General features: G+C 72.0%; 18 protein-coding genes. 4 read left to right on the top strand and 14 right to left on the bottom strand.

What is annotated here, in order from left to right; genetic code table 11:
• Positions 1 to 81 precede the first annotated feature (81 nt).
• Positions 82 to 2,403 carry a polysaccharide lyase 8 family protein gene (locus tag BZZ08_RS31840; RefSeq protein WP_104635677.1) on the bottom strand — a complete coding sequence of 774 codons (2,322 nt, stop codon included), beginning with the start codon at positions 2,401 to 2,403 and terminating at the stop codon, positions 82 to 84.
• Between the two features lie 151 nt (positions 2,404 to 2,554).
• On the opposite strand from BZZ08_RS31840, the gene BZZ08_RS31835 reads away from it, so the two are divergent.
• On the top strand, positions 2,555 to 3,112 hold the full coding sequence (locus BZZ08_RS31835; protein WP_104635676.1) for a YceI family protein: 558 nt from the start codon (positions 2,555 to 2,557) through the stop codon (positions 3,110 to 3,112).
• Here BZZ08_RS31835 and BZZ08_RS31830 read toward each other — a convergent pair.
• Together BZZ08_RS31830 and BZZ08_RS31825 are read right to left on the bottom strand one after the other, a co-directional pair.
• Complete coding sequence (locus BZZ08_RS31830; RefSeq protein ID WP_104635675.1) at positions 3,099 to 3,677, bottom strand: cysteine hydrolase family protein; 579 nt, start codon at positions 3,675 to 3,677, stop codon at positions 3,099 to 3,101. The genes BZZ08_RS31835 and BZZ08_RS31830 overlap by 14 nt on opposite strands.
• 43 nt (positions 3,678 to 3,720) lie before the next feature.
• Complete coding sequence (locus BZZ08_RS31825; RefSeq protein WP_104635674.1) at positions 3,721 to 4,305, bottom strand: TetR/AcrR family transcriptional regulator; 585 nt, start codon at positions 4,303 to 4,305, stop codon at positions 3,721 to 3,723.
• Between the two features lie 76 nt (positions 4,306 to 4,381).
• Here BZZ08_RS31825 and BZZ08_RS31820 point away from each other — a divergent pair, with 76 nt between their 5' ends.
• Entirely contained in the window at positions 4,382 to 5,323 is a 942-nt protein-coding gene (locus BZZ08_RS31820; RefSeq protein ID WP_104635673.1) for a DMT family transporter, read from the top strand.
• Between the two features lie 15 nt (positions 5,324 to 5,338).
• On the opposite strand, the gene BZZ08_RS31815 is transcribed toward BZZ08_RS31820, so the two are convergent.
• The 6 genes from BZZ08_RS31815 to ureA all read right to left on the bottom strand — a co-directional run bounded on the left by BZZ08_RS31815 (position 5,339) and on the right by ureA (position 12,700).
• Entirely contained in the window at positions 5,339 to 6,676 is a 1,338-nt protein-coding gene (locus tag BZZ08_RS31815; protein WP_104635672.1) for a hypothetical protein, read from the bottom strand.
• A 94-nt stretch (positions 6,677 to 6,770) separates the two neighbouring features.
• Positions 6,771 to 8,375, bottom strand: a complete 1,605-nt coding sequence (gene cimA, locus BZZ08_RS31810; protein ID WP_104635671.1) for a citramalate synthase — start codon at positions 8,373 to 8,375, stop codon at positions 6,771 to 6,773.
• Between the two features lie 308 nt (positions 8,376 to 8,683).
• Positions 8,684 to 9,286: a TetR/AcrR family transcriptional regulator gene (locus tag BZZ08_RS31805; RefSeq protein ID WP_104635670.1), complete on the bottom strand. Its 603-nt coding sequence runs from the start codon at positions 9,284 to 9,286 to the stop codon at positions 8,684 to 8,686.
• A gap of 8 nt (positions 9,287 to 9,294) precedes the next feature.
• Positions 9,295 to 10,314, bottom strand: coding sequence for an agmatine deiminase family protein (locus BZZ08_RS31800; protein WP_104635669.1), 1,020 nt, complete (start codon positions 10,312 to 10,314; stop codon positions 9,295 to 9,297).
• Between the two features lie 29 nt (positions 10,315 to 10,343).
• Entirely contained in the window at positions 10,344 to 12,020 is a 1,677-nt protein-coding gene (locus BZZ08_RS31795; protein WP_104635668.1) for an urease subunit alpha, read from the bottom strand.
• A complete protein-coding gene (gene ureA, locus BZZ08_RS31790) occupies positions 12,017 to 12,700 on the bottom strand; it encodes an urease subunit gamma (RefSeq protein WP_104635667.1) in 684 nt (227 codons plus the stop codon). The genes BZZ08_RS31795 and ureA overlap by 4 nt, the downstream gene beginning before the upstream one ends.
• A 162-nt stretch (positions 12,701 to 12,862) precedes the next feature.
• Here ureA and BZZ08_RS31785 point away from each other — a divergent pair, with 162 nt between their 5' ends.
• Entirely contained in the window at positions 12,863 to 14,311 is a 1,449-nt protein-coding gene (locus BZZ08_RS31785) for a cytosine permease (protein WP_104635666.1), read from the top strand.
• Between the two features lie 75 nt (positions 14,312 to 14,386).
• Here BZZ08_RS31785 and BZZ08_RS31780 read toward each other — a convergent pair whose 3' ends face one another.
• The 5 genes from BZZ08_RS31780 to BZZ08_RS31760 form a co-directional block, all read right to left on the bottom strand.
• Complete coding sequence (locus tag BZZ08_RS31780; RefSeq protein WP_104635665.1) at positions 14,387 to 15,475, bottom strand: branched-chain amino acid aminotransferase; 1,089 nt, start codon at positions 15,473 to 15,475, stop codon at positions 14,387 to 14,389.
• Between the two features lie 260 nt (positions 15,476 to 15,735).
• Positions 15,736 to 16,779: a 3-isopropylmalate dehydrogenase gene (locus tag BZZ08_RS31775; protein WP_104635664.1), complete on the bottom strand. Its 1,044-nt coding sequence runs from the start codon at positions 16,777 to 16,779 to the stop codon at positions 15,736 to 15,738.
• 75 nt (positions 16,780 to 16,854) lie between these two features.
• Entirely contained in the window at positions 16,855 to 16,986 is a 132-nt protein-coding gene (locus BZZ08_RS39885; protein ID WP_011030289.1) for a hypothetical protein, read from the bottom strand.
• 306 nt (positions 16,987 to 17,292) lie between these two features.
• Complete coding sequence (gene pruA / locus BZZ08_RS31765; protein WP_104635663.1) at positions 17,293 to 18,933, bottom strand: L-glutamate gamma-semialdehyde dehydrogenase; 1,641 nt, start codon at positions 18,931 to 18,933, stop codon at positions 17,293 to 17,295.
• A gap of 47 nt (positions 18,934 to 18,980) precedes the next feature.
• Positions 18,981 to 19,907: a proline dehydrogenase family protein gene (locus BZZ08_RS31760; RefSeq protein ID WP_104635662.1), complete on the bottom strand. Its 927-nt coding sequence runs from the start codon at positions 19,905 to 19,907 to the stop codon at positions 18,981 to 18,983.
• Positions 19,908 to 20,051: 144 nt separating this feature from the next.
• Between BZZ08_RS31760 and BZZ08_RS31755 the strand changes: the two genes are divergently transcribed.
• The coding region (locus BZZ08_RS31755) for a PucR family transcriptional regulator (RefSeq protein ID WP_241965617.1) at positions 20,052 to 20,892 on the top strand (841 nt) is incomplete at its 3' end.

Raw genomic sequence — 20,892 nt, 5'->3', positions numbered from 1 at the left:
AGCACTGAACAGAACCCCCACCGCATGCAGCCTTTTCGACTGCTCAGGGGGTCTCCATCTTGTAGAGGTCGCACAAAGCCGTCAGCTGAGAGTCACCTCACATTCATGGGTGGCGCATACCACCCCTGGAGTGACCCGGAGGTGCAGCCGACGGCCCGTCGCGAGGATCTCGACCGTGTCGTCGGCCCGCGGCACCGCTCGCACCGGGTGGTCCCAGATGATCTCCAGGGGCTCTCCCGTGCGCGGCGGTTCGCTCACGCAGAGCGTAGCGGTACGGCCCCGGCGGCGGACCAGCACACTCGACCCGGCCGTGGCGGTGAGCGGGCCCGCCGTGCCGGCCTGCCAGAAGTTGGCGGCCGTGAGGCCGAGGGAGGGGACGGTCACCGCCTGGCGGCGGGCGTCGTTGGCGAGGACCGTGAGCCGGCGGCGGTCGGCTGCGCGGCGGGCGACGGCCGCTCGGGAGGCGCCCGGCATGACGGTGTAGACGTAGCCGGCGTCGGACGGGTCGGTGCCGTGGTCGAGCCAGAGGGTCTGCCAGCGGCGGGTGCGGCGCTCGGTCGTGCTGGTGGTGTTGATGTCGGACCAGGCGCCGGCGCGGTCCTCGCGCAGGGTCCGCAGGCCGCCCCCGGGCACGATCCAGCCGCCGTGGCCCTCCAGGTGGGCCCAGTTCCGGCCGCGGGCGAGGACCTGGTCGCCGCCCTCCCCCAGGTTGCGGTTGTCCACGACCGTCTCGACCGGGACGCCGTCCGCGCAGGTGATGCCGGCGCCCAGGCAGACCACGGCGTCGTCGAGGAAGAACCAGGACTTGCGGGCCTCCAGGGTCGAGCCCAGGCCCTTGAGGTGCTGCCCCACGGCCGCGTACGCGCCGTCGGTCGTGCCGCCGACCCAGCGCACGTCCGGTGTGGGCTCGCCCCACTCACCGCCCGCGCGGTCGGGCAGGCGCTTGGTGGAGACGGTGGTGCCGGGCAGCCGGTACCAGTCGACGGTGGGCCAGAACCAGTCGGTGTACTGGTCGGCGGTGGTCCCGTTCGCCCACCAGGTGAGCATGCCCGCGCCGGTGTGCCAGCCGCGCGGGTTCTCGCCGTTGCCGCACTCGTAGTGGGCGATGCGGTCACTGGCCATGGCGAGGCCCGCGGTGAAGGCGGGGCGGCGGTGGACGGCGCGGTCCATGGCCGCGAAGAGGTGGTGCCCGGCGGGTTCGGGGGCGGCCTCGCCGGGCGCGTCGGCGATCGCGTGCAGCCGGGCCAGGTCGGCGACCGGGAACTGGGGCGCGGTCAGGAGCGGGGTGACGGTGTCCCGTTCGATCCAGCCCTTTATCCGGGCGTACCAGCGCTCGCGCTCGGCGTCGCTCGCGCCGCCCGCGAGGACCGCCATGGCGGCGATGATCTGCTGGCCGTGGAAGTGGTCGCTGCGCATGACGTGCAGGTCGTCGCTCTGGAGGTAACCCCGGCTGACGGCCCGCCCGTTGACGGTGTCCATCACGAGTCCGTCGTGGATCAGGGGCGCGTAGGCGTGCTCCACGCTGTCCAGGACGATCTGCCTGCCCGGGTCGGTCACCTCCCACTCGGAGCCGGCCAGCAGGGTGAACAGCCGGCCGAGGCCGTCCAGCATGACCTGGCCGTACGTCCCCGAGTAGGCGACCCAGGTGTGCTGGACGAAGGAGCCGTCGGCGTAGAGCCCGTCGCCCTTGGTGACGTACGGGAAGACCGGCGAGAGGGCGTCGCGGGCCAGGGCGAGCTTGGCGGGGGCCCGGCCCAGGACGCCGCGCAGGGCGACCGAGCGGCACAGGTCGACGCGGTTGGCACCGGTGGAGGTGCCGGTGTAGTCGCCGAGCATCGCGTCCGGGACGAAGTGGTCGACGGCGGCGCAGGCGGCGGTCACACGATCGGTGCCCAGGTGGTCGTACAGGGCGGCCGTGATGTCCATCAGGAGCCGGGGGCTGCCGATCTGCCATTCCCACCAGTTGCCGTAGCGGGTGGTGGCGGGGTTGTAGACGGTGGCCGAGAGGTGGTCGAGGCCGCGCAGGATGTCGGCGAGGAGGGCGGGGTCGCCGGTGGAGCCGGTGCCCTCCTGCACGTACGCCTCGGTCATCGTCCACAGGCGTCCGTAGGCGAAGGTGATCCCGGCGGGCGGGTCGAAGGGGTGGCCGGGCCACAGGGAGGTGGCGGTGGGGGCCATGGTGGCGCGGTGCTCGCGGGCGCGTGCGCCGGTCTCGGCGAGACGGGAGGCGTACGGCTCGGCGGCCGGGTCGTAGCCGGTGCCGAGGGCGATCTCCAGCCAGCGACGGCGGAGGCCGTCGTAGGGGTCGGCCGCGGCACGGGGGACGGAGGTGAGGGCGGCGGCCGCGGCCGCCGCGAGCAGGACCGCGCGGCGGGTGGGGGCGGTGGGACGCTGTGGGGTCATGCTCATGCCGTCTATCACGCCGGGGGCGCTAGGGGAACGGCGCCGCAACACGTGCGGCGCGGGTGGTTGATGGCGGCGCGGAATAGCTCTAGAGTCGAAGTCGTTAGACTGGTTGAACATTCAACTTCAAGGACCTTCCCCGGAGGACACCATGACCACCACCCCCGACCTCTCCACCCTGACCGGCGACTACACCGTCGACCCCGCCCACACGACGATCGGCTTCACGGCCCGCCACGCGATGGTCACCAACGTCAAGGGCAAGTTCCTCGACTTCACCGGCACGCTGCACCTGGACGGCACCGACCCGTCCCGCTCCACGGCGTCCCTGGACATCACGATGGACAGCATCGACACGGGCTCCCCCGACCGTGACGGCCACCTGAAGAGCTCGGACTTCTTCAACACCGGCGAGCACCCGACGATGACCTTCCGCTCCACCAAGGCGGAGTCCCTGGGCGGCGACGACTACCGCATCACCGGTGACCTGTCGATCCTCGGCACGACCAAGCCGCTCACCATCGACCTGGAGTTCAACGGCGCCGCCAAGGACCCGTTCGGCAACGAGCGCGTCGGCTTCGAGGGCAAGGCGGAGATCAAGCGCTCGGAGTGGGGGCTCACCTGGAACGCGGCCCTGGAGACGGGCGGCGTGCTGGTCTCCGACAAGATCAAGCTGAACTTCGACATCTCGGCGATCAGGCAGGCCTGACGTCCCGCGCCCCCACGGGGGCGCCGAAGTCCACCTCGGCGGCGGCCCGGACCCGGATACGGCGGCCGGGCCAGCCGATCATGCGGTAGACGGCGTTGTACTGCGCGATCGAGCGGTCCGCCGGAACGAGGTCGTCGGCGTCCGCGGCGGTGCGCACCGAGGTGGTGTGCCCGTCGGCGACGACGACCAGGTCGTACCCCCGGCTCAGCGCCTGCCGCGCCGTGGTGTCCACGCAGATCTCCGTGGCGAACCCCGTCACGATCACCTCGGTGACCCCGAGCGCCGTCAGGATCGCGTCGAGGTCAGTGTCCAGGAAGCTGTCCGGGGTGGTCTTGTCCACGACCGGCTCCCCCTCCCGCGGAGCCAGCTCGGGCACGACCCGCCAGCCCTCCGTCCCGGGGACCATGTCCGCGTCCCGCTGCCGCACGGTCACCACCGGGACCCCGGCCGCCCGGGCCCGCTCGCTCAGTCCGGCGATCGCGGCGACCGTCTCGGCGGCCCGGTGCGCCATGGCGACCGTGGTGTTCTGCATGTCGATGACGAGGAGCGCGGTGGTGGGCGGCATCGGCTCACCGTAGCGGGGCGCCCCGCCCGTGCGCCGCCCCTTTTCACCCGCGCAGCAGCTCCCGCACCTGATCGAGGGCGGTACCGAAGGGGTCGGGGACGACGCCCAGCCCGTGGGCGACCAGCGCCCCCTCGTGCAGCAGCATCAGCGTCCGCGCCAGCCGGTCCGCACCGGCCGCGTCGATCTCCCGGGCCAGGCCGGTGAAGAGGTCCAGCATCCACCGCTTCTGGCCGGTGATGACCGGGTACGCCGGATGGTCCGGGTCGCTGATCTCCGCATACGCGTTGATCATGCTGCACCCCTTGGCGCCGTACCGCGCCGACCACGCGCGCGAGGCCTCGAAGACCGCCTCGACCCGGGCGCCCGCGTCCTCCCCCGCCCCCTCCAGCCGCGCGGCGAGCAGGTCCCGCCACCGCTCGTCGCGCCCGGCGAGGTACTCCACGACGATCTGCTCCTTCGAGCCGAACCGGTCGTACAGCGTCTTCTTGGTCACCCCGGCCTCGGCGGCGATCAGATCGACACCCACGGCATGGATGCCGTGCGCGTAGAACAGCCGCTCGGCGGCCTCCAGCGCCCGGCGCGCGCCGGGTGTCATCCGGACGCGGCGCGGTTTCTCCTCTTGGCCCATGCCCCCAAGTATACCGGTCTGTATAGTGGGCACCCGAGACTACTAAACCGATCTGTCTACTCGGGAGGGAGTCGACATGAACGCCCTGCTCTCGGGCGCCTTCGTACTGTGCTGGAGCTCCGGCTTCATCGGCGCCAAGCTCGGTGCGGAGACCGCTGCCACGCCCACCCTCCTGATGTGGCGCTTCCTGCCGCTCGCCGTGGTCCTGATCGCCGCCGCGGCGGTCTCCCGGACGGCCTGGCGGGGCCTGACGCTCCGGGGCACCGGCCGCCAGATCGCCATCGGCGCCCTGTCGCAGAGCGGCTATCTGCTCAGCGTCTACTACGCCATCGAGCTGGGGGTCTCCAGCGGCACCACCGCCCTGATCGACGGCGTCCAGCCACTCGTCGCCGGCGCGCTCGCCGGTCCCCTGCTGCGGCAGTACGTCTCCCGCGGGCAGTGGCTCGGACTGTGGCTCGGGCTGTCGGGTGTGGCCACGGTGACCCTCGCGGACGCCGGGGCGGCGGGGGCGCAAGTGGCCTGGTGGGCGTATCTCGTCCCGTTCCTCGGGATGCTCTCGCTGGTGGCGGCCACCTTCCTGGAGAGCCGCACCCGGGAGCCGGTCGCGCCCCGCGTCGCTCTGACGATCCACTGTGCGACCAGCGCCGTCCTCTTCTCCGGCCTGGCCCTGGGCGTCGGGGCGGCGACACCGCCCGCCGGGTCCTCGTTCTGGCTGGCGACCGCCTGGCTGGTGGTGCTGCCGACCTTCGGCGGCTACGGCCTGTACTGGCTGATCCTGCGCCGGTCCGGCATCACCGAGGTCAACACCCTGATGTTCCTCATGGCCCCGGTCACGGCCGTGTGGGGCGCCCTGATGTTCGGTGAGCCCTTCGGCGTCCAGACCACCCTCGGCCTGGCGGTCGGCCTCGTGGCCGTGCTCGTCGTCCGGCGCGGGGGCGGTGCGGACCGGAGGCGGCGGCCCGTGCGGTCCGGCGCGGACCGTCCGGCGGCCGAGAGGCCGGAGCCGGCCAGGCGCTGACCCCCGCCGGGCGCCTCAGAAGCCGCCGCCGAAGTCCCCGCCGCCGCCGAAATCGCCGCCGCCGCCGAAGCCGCCCCCGAAGTCACCGGGGTCGAAGTCGCCGCCCGAGACGTCGCCGCCCTCGTAACCGCCGAAGTCGCCGTACCCGGTGCCGTAACCGGCTCCGTAGGCGGGGCCCGCCATCATGCTGCCGAGCATGGTGCCGACCAGCAGTCCGGGCAGGATGCCGCCGCCGAAGTAGCCGCCCGCCCAGGGACCGTAGGCCGGGCCCGCGTCCCAGTAGGGACGGCGGCCGTAGTCGGTGTCCACCTCGCGGATCATCGGATCCCGGCCGTCGGACAGCCGGGCCCGGTCGGCGGCGCACACCGGGACCTGCCGGGTGGTGCCGCCCGGCGGGGTCCAGGTGGCGTCCGCGACCGACGGGCCGTGGCGCGGGTCGAAGAAGCAGGGCGGCCGGCGTTCGGGCAACGGCCTGCCCTCGCGGCGGGCGGCGAGCTGGGCGAGCGAGAACCGGCCGTCCTCCACCGCCTGGGTGACGGCCCGCACGTCCTCCGGTCTGCCGGCGTCCGCCATGTACGTCTTCGCCTGCTCGTAGGCGTCGAGAGCGCGTTCGTAGTCCGCCCGCATCGCGTCGTCGGCACCCGGTTCCGCCGGGTGGAAGTCCAGGCGGTCCAGTTCCTCGCCGAACGCCGTGATGTCCTCGTCGACCACCACCCGCAGCCGCTCCAGCGCCGCCCGCTGCTCCTGCTCGCGGCGGTGGCGGTTACGCCGGGAGAGCGCGTAGACGCCCGCGCCGCCGACCACCACCACCGCGCCCGCGGTGATCAGGGCACCGGTGGGCGCCGAGCCGCCGCCGGAGTCCCAGGACGAGGGGGCCGAGCCGCGCACGCTGCGCAGCGCGTCGTCCACGAAGTCGTTCAGCTGGGCCTTGGGGTCGCCCGCGCCCTGCACGGCGGTGACCAGGTTCCGCACGCCCTGGCGGCTCAGCACACTGCTGTCGGCGCGGGCGTCGAAGCGGTCGCCGAGGCGGACGCCGTACAGCCCGGTGATGCCGGTGTCGGTACGGAGGTTCTGGAAGAGGTTCTCGGTCGGGTAGCCGGCCGGGAGGACCGCCACGAAGACGGGTTCGCCCGCGTCCTCGATCTTGTCCGCGAGCGCGTCCGCGTCCGACTTGGACAGCAGGTCGGAGGCGGCCGGGTCCACGTACACCGGACTCTCCCGCAGGGCCGCGCCGATCTCCGAGACGTCGGTCTGCGCCTGCGCGCCGGGCGCACCGGCCAGCAGCACCGCCAGCGCTGCGACGACCGGCACGACCAGGAGGCGAATGAGGACCTGAGCACGAACGCCCTTCATACGTTCGAACGTACCCGAATGGACCTCAATCAGACATAAAGCGCGGACCGATCGAGCGCGGACCGATCGAGCGCCGGCCCATGGAGCGCCCGGCTCACTCGGCGGGCGCGACCCCCGCCCGCAGCAGCCCGTACGTGTACGCGTCCTCCAGGGCCTGCCACGAGGCGGCGATGACGTTCGCCCCGACGCCCACCGTGGCCCACTCCCCCGTGCCGTCCGTGGTGGAGATGAGGACCCTGGTCGTGGACTGGGTGCCGTGCACCCCCTCCAGGATGCGGACCTTGTAGTCGACCAGGTCGAGCTTGGCCAGCTCCGGGTAGATCTTCTCCAGGGCGACCCGCAGCGACCGGTCCAGGGCGTTGACCGGGCCGTTGCCCTCGGCGGTGGCGACGATGCGCTCGCTCTTGGCCCAGAGCTTGACCGTGGCCTCGTTGGCGTGGGTGCCGTCGGGGCGGTCCTCGGTGATCGCGCGCCAGGACTCGACGTCGAAGTACTTGAGCGGCCTGCCCTCGGCCTCGGCGCGCAGCAGCAGCTCGAAGCTGGCGTCGGCGGCTTCGTAGGTGTAGCCCGCCAGCTCGCGCTCCTTGACCCGCTCGACGACCCGGCCGACCAGTTCGCGGTCGCCGCCGAGGTCGATGCCGAGTTCCTTGCCCTTGAGCTCGATGGAGGCGCGGCCGGCCATGTCGGAGACCAGCATCCGCATGGTGTTGCCGACCAGCTCGGGGTCGATGTGCTGGTAGAGGTCCGGGTCCACCTTGATCGCGGAGGCGTGCAGGCCGGCCTTGTGCGCGAAGGCGGAGACGCCCACGTAGGGCTGGTGCGTGGAGGGGGTGAGGTTGACGACCTCGGCGATGGCGTGGGAGATGCGGGTCATCTCGCGCAGCCGGCCCTCGGGCAGCACCTGCTTGCCGTACTTCAGCTCCAGGGCGGCCACGACCGGGAACAGGTTGGCGTTGCCGACGCGCTCGCCGTAGCCGTTGGCCGTGCACTGCACGTGGGTCGCGCCCGCGTCGACGGCGGCGAGGGTGTTGGCGACGGCGCAGCCGGTGTCGTCCTGGGCGTGGATCCCGAGCCGGGCGCCGGTGTCGGCGAGCACCGTGGCGACCACGGCCTGGATCTGCGCCGGGAGCATGCCGCCGTTGGTGTCGCACAGGATGACGACGTCGGCGCCGGCCTCGGAGGCGGCGCGCACGACCGACTTCGCGTACTCGGGGTTGGCGCGGTAGCCGTCGAAGAAGTGCTCGCAGTCGACGAAGACCCGGCGGCCCTGCGCCTTGAGGTGGGAGACCGTGTCGGCCACCATCGCCAGGTTCTCGTCCAGCGTGGTCCGCAGGGCCAGTTCGACGTGCCGGTCGTGCGACTTGGCGACCAGGGTGATCACCTCGGCGCCGGAGTCGAGCAGCGCCTTGACCTGGTGGTCCTCGGCGGCGCTGGCGCCCGCGCGGCGGGTGGAGCCGAACGCGACCAGCTGGGCGTGCTGGAAGTCGATCTCTTCCCGGGCGCGGGCGAAGAACTCGGTGTCCCGCGGGTTGGCGCCGGGCCAGCCGCCCTCGATGAAGCCCACACCGAAGTCGTCCAGGTGCCGTGCGATGGCCAGCTTGTCCGCGACCGTGAGGTTGATGCCCTCGCGCTGCGCGCCGTCGCGCAGGGTGGTGTCGAAGACGTGGAACGAATCGTCGAGTTCGCTGGTTGCGGTCATGATCTGAAGGCTCCTGTTGGGGATCTCGGTCTACCGGAATGACCGGTTCCACCGTCCGTCTATGATCCCTCGCGCTCTCTTCCCGGCTCGGGGTGGGCCAGGAAAGCGAAAAACCTCTCGCGGGTGCGAGAGGTCTGCGCGCGGGTCGAGGACGACGGTGTCCACCCGTACCTGGTCGTACTGGTGGTCACTGCGGACCGGCGCGCCTGCTGCCAATAATCATGGCGGACGAGAGCACGGGGGCAGTCTGGCACACTCCGCCCCCCTGTCCAGGGCCCGTCTCAGGATACGAGCGACGGGCGACCGGATCAGGACCGTGCCAGCAGCCCCTCGGCGAGGAACTCCCGGGCGTGGCCGAGCACCTGCGCCCGGTCCGTGCCCCGCAGGCCGATCGCCACGTGGATGGCGAAGCCGTCGAGGAGGGCCCGCAGCCGGGACGCGAAGCGGTCGGGGTCCACGGGGCGGAACTCGCCGCGCGAGACGCCCTCGGCGAGCAGCGCGACCAGGTCGCGGTGCCAGGCGCCCTCGATGGCGGCCTGCCGGTCGCGGGCCTCGTCGGGGGCGTTCTGCGAGCGGTTCCACACCTCCAGCCACAGCGTCCAGTGCGGGTCGCGGTGGCCGTCGGGGACGTACAGGTCGACGTAGGCGTCGAGGCGCTCACGGGCGGTTCCGGGCCGGGTGAGCAGGCGGCCGCGCTCGGCGCCGAGGCGGCCCTCGCTCCACTCCAGGGTGCGCAGCAGCAGCTCGTCCTTGGAACGGAAGTAGTACAGGAGGTGGCCGCTGCTCATGCCGACCTCGCGGCCGAGCGCCGCCATGGTGAGCTTCTCCAGGCCGCGCTCGGCGATCATCTCCATGGCGGCGGCGAGCACGTCCTCGCGCGGCGGGGCCTGTCTGCGCCCACCACCGGCCATGTCCACTCCTAGATCTTCGGCTGCTGCTGGGTGATGCAGTGGATGCCCCCGCCACCCGCGAAGATCGTACGCGCGTCCACCAGGGTCACCGTCCGCCCGGGGAACAGGCGGCGGAAGACGCCCGCCGCGAGTTCGTCGTTCGGGTCGCCGAAGGCGCAGAGGACGACGCCGCCGTTGCACACGTAGTGGTTGATGTACGAGTAGTCGACCCAGTCGCCCTCCTCGTCCTTCAGGACCGTCGGGGCGGGAACCTCGACGACCTCCAGGCGGCGGCCCCTGGCGTCGGTCTGCCCGCGAAGGATCTCCAGGTGCAGCTGGGAGCGCTCGTGGTCGGGGTGCCGGGGGTCGCGTTGGCTGTGCACGACGACGGTGCCCGGCCGGGCGAAGGCGGCGACGATGTCGACGTGGCCCTGGGTGCCGTACCTGCCGTAGTCGCCGGCCAGGCCGTGCGGGAGCCAGATCGCCTTGCTGGTGCCGAGCTTGGCGTGGATCTCCGCCTCGACCTCCTCGCGGGTCCAGCCGGGGTTGCGGCCGGAGCCGAGCTGGACGGTGTCGGTCAGCAGGACCGTGCCCTCGCCGTCGACGTGGATCGCGCCGCCCTCGTTGACGAGTGCGCTGCTCAGCACGGGGGCGGCGGCGAGGTCCGCCACCTGCCGGGCGATCTTGGAGTCGTGCTCCCAGCGGGCCCAGTCCTGGGCGCCCCAGCCGTTGAACACCCAGTCCACGGCGGCCAGCCCGCCCTGTCCGTCCGTCACGAAGGTCGGGCCGATGTCCCGCATCCAGGCGTCGTCCAGCTCGCGCTCCACCAGGTCGACGTCCGGGCCGAGCAGCTCGCGCGCGGTGTCGCCCTGGCCGGGCCCGTGCACCATCGTCACCGGCTCGAAACGGCGCACCGCGCGGGCGACGGAGGCCCAGGCCGCGCGGGCCCCGGCCAGCTCCTCGGCGTCGGTGAACGTCGCGTTGGGGCCGGGCCAGGCCATCCAGGTGCGTTCGTGCGGGGCCCACTCGGGGGGCATGCGGAAGGTCATGGGGGGTGTCCCTGGAGGTCGGAGGAGCGTCAGAGGAAGTAGAGGCGGTTGAGCGAGACGGACTCGGCCGGTTCGGAACGCAGCGGGTCGCCGTCGAGGGTGACCAGGCCGGTGCGCTGGTCGACGTCGACCGCGCCGGTACGGGAGTTCAGGCGCAGGTCGGCGGGGCCGATGCCGCGGGTGCCGCGCACGGCGACCCGGCGGCGCCGGGTCGGCAGGGTGTCGTGCCCCTGGTCGAGGGCGGCCTGGGCGACGAAGGCCACCGATATCTCCGCGGGCGTGGCGCCGTGCGCGCCGAACTGGGGGCCGAGGACGAGGGGTTCACAGGTGTCGGTGGCCGCGTTCGGGTCGCCGACCACCCCGTACGCCGGGAAGCCCGACTTGAGGACCAGCTGCGGCTTGGCGCCGAAGTACTCCGGGCGCCACAGCACGATGTCGGCGAGCTTGCCGACCTCGATGGAGCCGACCTCGTGGGCGAGGCCGTGGGCGATGGCGGGGTTGATGGTCAGCTTGGCCATGTAGCGCAGGACGCGTGCGTTGTCGTCGTCGCCCTCGGCGCCGAACTGGGCCTTCATCTTGCCGGCCATGGCGAAGGTGCGGCGGACGGTCTCGCCGGCCCGGCCCATGCCCTGCGCGTCGGAGGAGGTGATGCCGATGGCGCCCAGGTCGTGCAGCACGTCCTCGGCGCCCATGGTCCCGGCGCGGATGCGGTCGCGGGCCATGGCGGCGTCGCCCGGCAGGTCGGTCTTGAGGTCGTGGACGGAGACGATCATGCCGTAGTGCTCGGCGACCGCGTCCCGGCCGAAGGGCAGGGTGGGGTTGGTGGAGGAGCCGATGACGTTGGGGACGCCGGCCATCTTCAGCACGTTGGGGACGTGTCCGCCGCCGCAGCCCTCGATGTGGAAGGCGTGGATGGTGCGGCCCTCCAGGACCCGGAGGGTGTCCTCCACGGAGAGGCATTCGTTGAGGCCGTCGCTGTGCAGGGCGACCTGGACGTCGTACTCCTCGGCGACGCGCAGCGCGGTGTCCAGGGCGCGGGTGTGGGCGCCCATGTCCTCGTGCACCTTGAAGCCGGACGCCCCGCCCTCGGCCAGCGCCTCGATCAGCGGGGCGTCGTGGGACGAGGAACCCCGGCCGAGGAAGCCGATGTTGACCGGCCAGGCGTCGAAGGCGCCGAAGGCGTGCTTCAGGGCCCAGGGCGAGTTGACGCCGACGCCCCAGACCGGGCCGAACTCCTGGCCGATGATCGTCGTCACGCCGGAGGCGAGCGACGCCTCCATGATGCGCGGGGAGAGCAGGTGGACGTGGGTGTCCACGGCCCCGGCGGTGGCGACGAGGCCCTCGCCGGACACGATCGAGGTGCCGGTGCCTACCACGACGTCGACGCCGTCGAGGGTGTCCGGGTTCCCGGCCCGGCCGATGGCGTGGACGCGCCCCTCGCGGATGCCGATCGACACCTTCCGGATGCCCTGCGCCGCGTCGATCACGACCACGTTGCTGATCACGACGTCGCAGGTCTCCCGGACGGCGGCCGCCTTGAGGTGCAGTCCGTCGCGGGCCGTCTTGCCGAAACCGGCGAGGAACTCGTCGCCGTAGCGCTGGGCGTCGGACTCGACGCGGATCACCAGCCCCGAGTCGCCGAGGCGGAGCCGGTCGCCGGCGCGCGGACCGTGGGTGGCGGCGTAGGCGTACGGGTCGATGCTCATCGCTGTGCTCCCAGATATCCGCAGGCGGCGGCCCGGCGCAGGGCCTCTTCCCTGGCGCCCGGCGCGTCCAGCGGGCCGTCGACGAGACCGGCGAACCCGATGGCGACGCGCGCGCCGCCGATCGGCACGAGCCCCACCTCGACGCGCTCGCCGGGGCCGAAGCGGACCGAGGACCCGGCGGGCACGGCGAGGCGCATGCCGTAGGCCCGCTCCCGGTCGAAGTCCAGGCGCGGGTTGGCCTCGAAGAAGTGGAAGTGGGAGGTCACGGAGACCGGCACGGTCGCCGTGTTGGTGACCGGGAGCCGCAGCGCCGCCTCGGGTTCCGCGTGGGCGTGTCCTGGCAACAGGACACCGGGGGCGTCCGCGCCGAGCCCCGGACCCCCGACGGGGTCGGTGACGACCGCGAGGCGGGAGCCGTCGTCGAAGACGGCCTCCACGTGCACCTCGGTGACCACGTCCGCGACGCCGGGCAGGACGTCGTCCGGGCCGAGCACGGACCGGGCGCGCTCGATGGCCTCCGCGAGGCGCGCTCCGTCGCGGGCGGCCTCGCACACGGTGTCCGCGATCAGCGCGGTCGCCTCCGGCACGTTCAGCCTGAGCCCGCGGGCCCGGCGGGCGCGGGCCAGTTCGGCCGCCCCGAACAGCAGCAGCCGGTCACGTTCCGTGGGGGTCAGTCTCACGCCGCGACACCTCCTCACTTCCCCAAAATTTGAACACCACTCTAACTACGGCCATCACCTTAAGCGCGAAACACATGCAACGGAACCGTTGACGAGCAGCAGGTGCAGACGTCACATTGAACGTCGCTCTAAACATCTGGCGGCCGTCGAAGGAGACCAGCCATGCCGATAGAACAGCGCGGAGTCGACACCATCCCCGAGGCGGAACGCACCAGCGGGCCCCGGGACCTGGTCTCGATCCTGCTGGGGTCCAACCTCTGCCTGGGCGTGATCGTCTTCGGCTGGCTGCCGCCGTCCTTCGGCCTCGGCTGGTGGGCGTCGGTGAGTTCGGTGGTCGCGGGGACGATCGTCGGCACGGTGTTCACGGCCCCGCTGGCGCTGATCTCCCTGCGCACCGGCACCAACCTGTCCACGTCCTCCGGCGCCCAGTTCGGCGTGCGCGGGCGGCTGGTCGGCTCGGTGGTCGGACTGCTGCTGGCCCTCGGCTACACCGCGCTGACCGTGTGGATCGGCGGGGACGTGATGGCGGGCGTGCTCGGGCGGCTGTTCGGCCTGCCGCAGGGCGGTGCGACGTACGCCGTCGTCTACGGGCTGCTGGCCGCCGCGACCGTCGCGGGCGCGGTCTACGGCTACCGGGTGCTGCTCGCCATGTCCCGGGTGCTGGCCTACGGCATGACGGCGCTGCTGGTGCTGGGCGTGATCGCCTACGCGCCCGACTTCACGACCGCCGCGCTGCCGGAGGCGGGCGGGTATCTGCTGGGCGGGTTCTGGCCGACGTGGCTGCTGGCCGTCGTGGCCGCGGGACTGTCCGGGCCGATCGCCTTCATCACGCTGCTCGGCGACTACACCCGCTACATCTCCCCGGCCCGCTTCCCCTCCCGCCGGGTGCTGCACGCCACCTGGCTGGGGCTGATGCTGGGCCTGCTGGTCCCGCAGCTCTTCGGCACGTTCACGGCGTACGCCGCCCGTGCCGCCCTGGACTACGCGGGCCCGCTGGTCGACGCCTCCCCCACCTGGTACCTGGTCCCGCTGCTGCTGGCCGCCTCGGCAGGCTCGGTCGGCAACGCGGGGCTGATGCTCTACTCGATGGGCCTGGACCTGGACGCCATCCTGCCGCGCGCCTCCCGCGCCCGCGCCACCTGCGCCGTCGCCGTCGTCGCCACGGCCTGTGTCTTCGCCGGGCACTACGCCTGGGAGGCGCAGTCGGCGATGACGTCCTTCGTGCTGCTGCTGACGGCGATCGGCACCCCGTGGGCGGTCATCACGATGATCGGCTCGGTGCGCTGCCGCGGGGTCTACGACGCGGACGCCCTCCAGGTCTTCAACCGCCGGGCGCGGGGCGGGATCTACTGGTACCGCTCCGGCTGGAACGTCCCCGCGACGGCCGCCTGGGCGGTGGGCGCGGTGACCGGCGTGCTGGCGGTGTCCCTGCCCTCGTACGAGGGCCCGCTGCTGTCCCTCACCGGCGGGGTGGACTGCAGCTTCCTGCTGTCGGGGCTGGTGGGCGGGGTGGTGTACGTGCTGTTGCCGCAGCCCCGGGCCGACTCGCCGGAAGAGCCCGGGGTCGACGAACTCAGCCCGCTTGGGGGTGCCCCCTCTGGGGGAGTTTGAGGACGAGGCCGTTCAGGCCGGAGCGGGGGTCCGGGGGCGGAGCCCCCGGCGAGGCCCGCCCCCATGCCGGGGCCGTCAGGCCAGCGTGTGCATCCACCCGTGCACGTCCGCGACAGTTCCCCGCTGGATGTCGAGCAGCGCGTCCCGCAGCCGCTGCGTCACCTCACCCGTCTCGCCCCTGCTCTGCCGCCACTCCGCGCCGGCGCGCTTGACCGTGCCGACGGGCGTGATCACGGCCGCGGTGCCGCAGGCGAAGACCTCGGTGAGGGTGCCGTTCTCCGAGTCGCGCTGCCACTGGTCGACCGAGACGCGGCCCTCCTCCGCCTCGTAGCCGAGGTCGCGGGCGACGGTGAGCAGGGAGTCGCGGGTGACGCCCTCCAGGATGGAGCCGGTGAGGGTGGGCGTGATGATCTTGTTGCCGTACACGAAGTACAGGTTCATGCCGCCCAGTTCCTCGACCCACTTGCGCTCGATGGCGTCGAGGTAGCAGACCTGGTCGCAGCCCTTGGTGGCGGCCTCGGCCTGGGCGAGCAGGGACGCCGCGTAGTTGCCGCCGGTCTTGGCGTCGCCCATGCCGCCGGGGACGGCGCGGACCCGGTCCTCGGAGACCCAGATGGAGACCGGCTTGACGCCGCCCGGGAAGTAGGCGCCGGCCGGGGAGGCGATGACGAGGAACAGGTACTCGTTGGCCGGCTTGACGCCCAGGCCGACCTCGGTGGCGATCATGAAGGGGCGCAGGTAGAGCGACTCCTCGCCGCCGTGCGCCGGGACCCACTTCTCGTCCTGCCCGACCAGCGCGTCACAGGCCTCGATGAAGGTGTCCACCGGAAGCTCGGGCATGCCGAGGCGGCGCGCGGACGCCTGGAAGCGGGCGCCGTTCTTCTCCGGGCGGAAGGTGGCGACGGAGCCGTCGGGCCGCCGGTAGGCCTTCAGTCCCTCGAAGATCTCCTGCGCGTAGTGCAGGACCATGGTGGCCGGGTCGAGGGAGAGCGGGGCGTACGGCACGAGCTGGCCGTCGTGCCAGCCGCGGCCCTCGGTCCACTTGATCGTCACCATGTGGTCGGTGAAGTGGCGGCCGAACCCGGGGTTGGCCAGGATCGCCGCGCGCTCGGAGTCCGAGAGCGGGTTGGCGGAGGGCTTGAGCTCGATCGTGGGCGTCGTCATGGGTGGCTGTCCTTCACCGGTGTGTGTTGTGACGGGCCGCGGTCACGCCCGTACGGCCGGTGGCCGGTGCTAGGACGTCCGAGCATTCCCTCAGGTCGCGGCTTCGCGTTCGATTATCGCGCGCGGCCCGCGACGGGTGAAACGGGGTGAATGCGGCCCAGGGTTCGATGGTCGCACCTGGCGGACGCAGGAGAAAGCCGCCGGGTGCCTTGTATTTCGGACCCGGCGGCTTCGAAAGGTTGGATTTCGAGCGCGCCGGGTCAGCCGGCTACGCGTACGGCGAGTGCGTCGCCGATCTCGGAGGTGCTCCGGGCGGGCAGGCCGCCGCGCTCGCCGAGGTCGGCCGAGACGGCTGCCTCGATCCGGGCCGCCTCGTCCTCGTACCCGAGGTGGCGCAGCAGCAGGGCGACGGACAGGACCGTGGCGGTGGGGTCGGCCTTGCCCTGGCCGGCGATGTCGGGCGCGGAGCCGTGCACCGGCTCGAACATCGAGGGGAAGTCGCCGGACGGGTTGATGTTCCCGCTGGCGGCGACGCCGATGCCGCCGGAGACGGCCGCGGCGAGGTCGGTGATGATGTCGCCGAAGAGGTTGTCGGTGACGATGACGTCGAAGCGGGCCGGGTCGGTGACCAGGTAGATGGTCGCGGCGTCGACGTGGATGTAGTCGGTGGTGACCTCGGGGTACTCGGCGGCCACCTGGTGGAAGACATTGGTCCACAGGTGGCCCGCGAAGGTCAGCACGTTGTTCTTGTGGACCAGCGTGAGCTTCTTGCGGGGGCGGGCCTGGGCCCGGGCGAAGGCGTCGCGGACGACGCGCTCGACGCCGAAGGCCGTGTTGACGGAGACCTCGGTGGCGACCTCGTGCTCGGTGCCCTTGCGGATGGTGCCGCCGTTGCCCGTGTACGGACCCTCGGTGCCCTCGCGGACGACGACGAAGTCGATCTCGGGCTGACCGGCCAGCGGGGTCGCGACGCCGGGCAGGAGCTTGCTCGGCCGCAGGTTGACGTGGTGGTCGAAGGCGAAGCGGAGCTTGAGCAGGAAGCCGCGCTCCAGCACGCCGGACGGCACCGACGGGTCGCCGATCGCGCCGAGCAGGATGGCGTCGTGCGCCTTGAGGGCGTCGAGGTCGGCGTCGGTGAGGGTCTCACCGGTGGCGTGGTAGCGCCGGGCGCCGAAGTCGAATTCCTTGGTCTCCAGCTTCACATCCTGCGGAAGGACGGCGGAGAGGACCTTGAGACCCTCGGCCACGACCTCCTGGCCGATGCCGTCACCGGGAATCACTGCGAGATTGAGGCTGCGAGACATGACGGCACCCTACCCCTCGTCCCACGGGATGACATGAGGCGTCCGCCATGCGGACGCCCCTGCCGTCCGCGCGGCTCAGTGGCCGGTGGCGCCGCCGTTGTCCCGGCGGTCGAGGGAGCGCTGGAGGGCGGCCGCGGCGTTCTTGCGGTCGGAGTCGCTGGTACGGGAGAGGTGGCGGACTCGGCGGCGGACGGTCGTCTCGGCCATGGGAATCGACTCCTTCGGCACAAAAAGAGCGCGGAAAGCGAGTGGTACGGGGAGACGCCGGAAGGGGCGGGAAGCACGGTGCCGCAGGGGTTGCCTGCACGGGCACGGCTCACGACCGCCATTCGCTCGATCGAGCGGGACGTTCGGCTCCTACAAAGTTAAGGGAGCGCACCGCTTCTGTCTCCACAATTACTCGGACTTCCTACTATCTGAGACGGCGGCTTCGCCCACACCGCTCCCAACTGTGAAAACGCCCGGGGGGCCAGGTCGGTCGACCTGGCCCCCCGGGCGTCCTGCGCGCGGGTGTCAGCCCATGTGCGGGTAGGTGTAGTCGGTCGGCGGGACCAGCGTCTCCTTGATGGCGCGGGTCAGCGTCCAGCGCATCAGGTTCTGCGGGGCGCCCGCCTTGTCGTTGGTGCCGGAGGCACGGCCGCCGCCGAAGGGCTGCTGGCCGACGACGGCGCCGGTCGACTTGTCGTTGATGTAGAAGTTGCCGGCCGCGTAGCGCAGCTTCTCCATCGTGTACGCCGCCGCCGCGCGGTCGCCCGAGATGACCGAGCCGGTGAGCGCGTAGTCCGACACCGCCTCCATCTGGGTCAGCATCGCGTCGTACGCGTCGTCGGCGCTGTCGTCGTACACGTACACGGCGAGGAACGGGCCGAAGTACTCGGTGCGGAAGACCTCGTTCTCCGGGTCGGTGCACTCGACGACGGTCGGGCGGACGAAGTAGCCGACCGAGTCGTCGTAGGAGCCGCCCGCGACGATGGTGCAGGTCTCGTCCTCCTTGGCGCGGTCGATGGCGGCCTTGTTCTTGGCGAAGGACCGCTCGTCGATGACGGCGCCGAGGAAGTTCGACAGGTCGGTGACGTCACCCATGGTGAGGTAGTCGACCTCGGCGGCGAACTCCTCCTTGAACCCGTCGTTCCAAATGGACGCCGGGATGTACGCGCGCGAGGTGGCGCTGCACTTCTGGCCCTGGTACTCGAAGGCACCGCGGGTCAGCGCGGTCTTGAGCACCGCGCGGTCCGCGCTCGGGTGGGCGACCAGGAAGTCCTTGCCGCCGGTCTCGCCGACCAGGCGCGGGTAGGTGCGGTACTTCTCGATGTTGTTGCCGACCGTCTTCCACAGGTGCTGGAAGGTCTTGGTCGAGCCGGTGAAGTGGATGCCCGCGAGGTCCCGGTGCTCCAGGGCGACCTCGGAGACCGCGATGCCGTCGCCGGTGACCAGGTTGATGACGCCCTTGGGCAGTCCGGCCTCCTCCAGGAGCTGCATGAGCAGCACGGCGGCGTGGGTCTGCGTCGGGGACGGCTTCCACACCACGACGTTGCCCATCAGGGCCGGGGCGGTGGGCAGGTTGGCCGCGATCGCGCTGAAGTTGAACGGCGTGATCGCGTAGACGAAGCCCTCCAGCGGGCGGTGGTCCATGCGGTTCCACACGCCCGGGGAGTTGGCCGGGGGCTGCTCGGCCAGGATGTTGCGGGCGTAGTGGACGTTGAACCGCCAGAAGTCGATCAGCTCGCAGGGGCTGTCGATCTCGGCCTGCTGGGCGGTCTTGGACTGGCCGAGCATGGTGGAGGCGGCGATGGTCTCGCGCCACGGACCCGACAGCAGCTCGGCGGCGCGCAGGATGATCGCCGCGCGGTCGTCGAAGGACATCGCGCGCCACGCGGGGGCGGCGGCCAGGGCGGCGTCGATCGCGTCCTGGGCGTCCTGCTGGGTGGCGTTGGCGTACGTGCCCAGGCGGGACTTGTGGTTGTGCGGCTGCACGACGTCGAAGCGCTCACCGCCGCCCATCCGCTTCACCCCGCCGATGGTGCAGGGCAGGTCGATCGGGTTGTCGGCCAGCTCCTTGAGCTTGGCCTCCAGACGGGCGCGCTCGGGCGAACCGGGCGCGTAGCCGTGCACCGGCTCGTTGACGGGGGTGGGGACCTGGGTCACAGCGTCCATAAGTTCCGGAACTCCTTACTGAGCGGGTTGTGCGAGCGGGTGCGGGCTCAGCCCTTGGTGACCATCGAGCGGGCGAAGAACCGGAGGTTGGCCGGCTTCTCCGCGAGACGGCGCATGAAGTAGCCGTACCAGTCGGTGCCGTAGGCGGTGTACACGCGCATGCGGTGGCCCTCGGCGGCGAGCCGCAGGTGCTCGTCGCCGCGGATGCCGTACAGCATCTGGAACTCGTACTCGTCGAGCTTGCGCCCGGCGGTGCGGGCCAGCTCCTGGCCGATGGAGATCAGGCGCGGGTCGTGCGACCCGATCATCGGGTAGCCCTCGCCCTCCATCAGCGTGCGCAGGATGCGGACGTACGCCTTGTCGATCTCGTGGCGCTGCTGGTACGCGACCTCTGCGGGCTCCTTGTAGGCGCCCTTCACCAACCGTACGCGAGAGCCGCTGTCCGCGAGCCGGCGCGCGTCGGCCTCGGTGCGGAAGAGGTAGGCCTGGATGACGCAGCCGGTCTGCGGGAAGTCCTTCCGCAGCTCCTCGTGGATGGCGAACATCGAGTCGAGGGTGGTGTGGTCCTCGGCGTCCAGGGTGACCGTGGTGCCGATCTCGGCGGCGGCCTCCACCACCGGGCGGACGTTGCCCAGGGCCAGCTCGTGGCCGCCGTCCAGCGCCTGGCCGAACATGGACAGCTTCACCGACATCTCGGCGCGGGTGCCCAGCTCCAGCGGCTTGAGCCGGTCGATCAGCTCCAGGTAGGCGTCCCGGGCGGCCTCGGCCTGCGCGGGGGTGGTGATGTCCTCGCCGACGACGTCCATCGTCAGTTCCAGGCCCTGATCGGTCAGCTCCCGGATGATCGGCACGATCTGGTCGACCGTCTCGCCGGGGATGAACCGGTCGACGACCGGCTTGGTCACGGGCGCGGCCGAGACGAGACGACGCATCCGGTCGCTGCGCGACGCGGCGAGAATCACGGGACCCAGCACGGGGCACCTCCACTTACCAACCAACACAGGGGCCGCTGCCCGACGAAGGGGGAACGGCACGGAGAACCACCGTGAAATCTAAGGATCCTCCCGATCGTCGGCCATCGACAGCTGTCACGCATCCGTGCCGCGGATCTCAGACAGATGTATGAAGGGCGCGCGTCTTTGCGGCAGAATGCCCGGGTGACGTCCGATTCCAGAGGTTCCGCAGGCACCGGTGGTACCCGTGGTGACTACCAGGAGCTGGTCGACGAGGTCTCCGAGCTGCTGGGCGCGCCCGCGACCCTGGAGAACCGCGACTTCGAGCTGATCGCCTTCGGCGCCTACGACAGCGAGGGCGACCTCGACCCCTCCGTCCTGGACCCGGTGCGCACCCGCTCGATCCTCACCCGGCGCTCCACCGCGGCGGTCCGGGCGTGGTTCGAGAGCTTCGGCATCACCCGGGCGACCGGCCCGGTCCGCATCCCGCCGACGCCCGAGGCGGGGGTGTACCGGGGGCGCACCTGTCTGCCGGTGCGCCATCGGGGTGTGGTCCTCGGCTACGTGTGGCTCCTGGACACCGACCCGGGCCCGACCGAGCGGCAGCTGACGGCGGCCATGGAGGTCACGGCGCGGATCGGCGCGCTGCTCGCCGACGAGGCGCAGCACGGCGCGGACCTGAGCCGGGAGCTGCGGGCGGTGCTGACCGCCGAGCGGGACTGGCAGCGGGACATGGCGGTGACGGAACTGCGCAGCGCGCTGGGCACCCGGGCGGACACCCCGCACGCGGTGGTCTGTGTGGCGCCCTGGCCCTCGGCCGACCCGGACGACGCGCCCTCGGTCCGTACGGTGCCGGGTGCGACGGCTCTGTGCACGGTGCCGTGGGGGGCCGCCGCCGTGTCGCTGGCGCTGCTGGTCCGGTTGCGCTCGGCGGACGTGCCGGCCCCGGCGACCTCGGCGGCGGGGCGGCTGCTGGAGCGGGCGGGGACGGGGGCCGGGGGCACGG

Source organism: Streptomyces sp. MH60 (genome assembly GCF_002939385.1).
Lineage (GTDB): Bacteria > Actinomycetota > Actinomycetes > Streptomycetales > Streptomycetaceae > Streptomyces.
Note: the sequence above shows the minus strand (reverse complement) of the source record. Positions and strands in the feature narration are given on the sequence as shown.

What these genes read in the sequence shown, in the direction of transcription:
- BZZ08_RS31815 (WP_104635672.1), bottom strand. Translation starts at nt 6,676, where the DNA reads ATGAAGGGCGTTCGTGCTCAGGTCCTCATTCGCCTCCTGGTCGTGCCG.
- BZZ08_RS31785 (WP_104635666.1), top strand. Translation starts at nt 12,863, where the DNA reads ATGCCGATAGAACAGCGCGGAGTCGACACCATCCCCGAGGCGGAACGC.
- BZZ08_RS39885 (WP_011030289.1), bottom strand. Translation starts at nt 16,986, where the DNA reads ATGGCCGAGACGACCGTCCGCCGCCGAGTCCGCCACCTCTCCCGTACC.
- BZZ08_RS31840 (WP_104635677.1), bottom strand. Translation starts at nt 2,403, where the DNA reads ATGACCCCACAGCGTCCCACCGCCCCCACCCGCCGCGCGGTCCTGCTC.
- cimA (WP_104635671.1), bottom strand. Translation starts at nt 8,375, where the DNA reads ATGACCGCAACCAGCGAACTCGACGATTCGTTCCACGTCTTCGACACC.
- BZZ08_RS31775 (WP_104635664.1), bottom strand. Translation starts at nt 16,779, where the DNA reads ATGTCTCGCAGCCTCAATCTCGCAGTGATTCCCGGTGACGGCATCGGC.
- BZZ08_RS31830 (WP_104635675.1), bottom strand. Translation starts at nt 3,677, where the DNA reads ATGCCGCCCACCACCGCGCTCCTCGTCATCGACATGCAGAACACCACG.
- BZZ08_RS31805 (WP_104635670.1), bottom strand. Translation starts at nt 9,286, where the DNA reads ATGGCCGGTGGTGGGCGCAGACAGGCCCCGCCGCGCGAGGACGTGCTC.
- pruA (WP_104635663.1), bottom strand. Translation starts at nt 18,933, where the DNA reads ATGGACGCTGTGACCCAGGTCCCCACCCCCGTCAACGAGCCGGTGCAC.
- BZZ08_RS31825 (WP_104635674.1), bottom strand. Translation starts at nt 4,305, where the DNA reads ATGGGCCAAGAGGAGAAACCGCGCCGCGTCCGGATGACACCCGGCGCG.
- BZZ08_RS31780 (WP_104635665.1), bottom strand. Translation starts at nt 15,475, where the DNA reads ATGACGACGCCCACGATCGAGCTCAAGCCCTCCGCCAACCCGCTCTCG.
- BZZ08_RS31820 (WP_104635673.1), top strand. Translation starts at nt 4,382, where the DNA reads ATGAACGCCCTGCTCTCGGGCGCCTTCGTACTGTGCTGGAGCTCCGGC.
- BZZ08_RS31795 (WP_104635668.1), bottom strand. Translation starts at nt 12,020, where the DNA reads ATGAGCATCGACCCGTACGCCTACGCCGCCACCCACGGTCCGCGCGCC.
- BZZ08_RS31835 (WP_104635676.1), top strand. Translation starts at nt 2,555, where the DNA reads ATGACCACCACCCCCGACCTCTCCACCCTGACCGGCGACTACACCGTC.
- BZZ08_RS31800 (WP_104635669.1), bottom strand. Translation starts at nt 10,314, where the DNA reads ATGACCTTCCGCATGCCCCCCGAGTGGGCCCCGCACGAACGCACCTGG.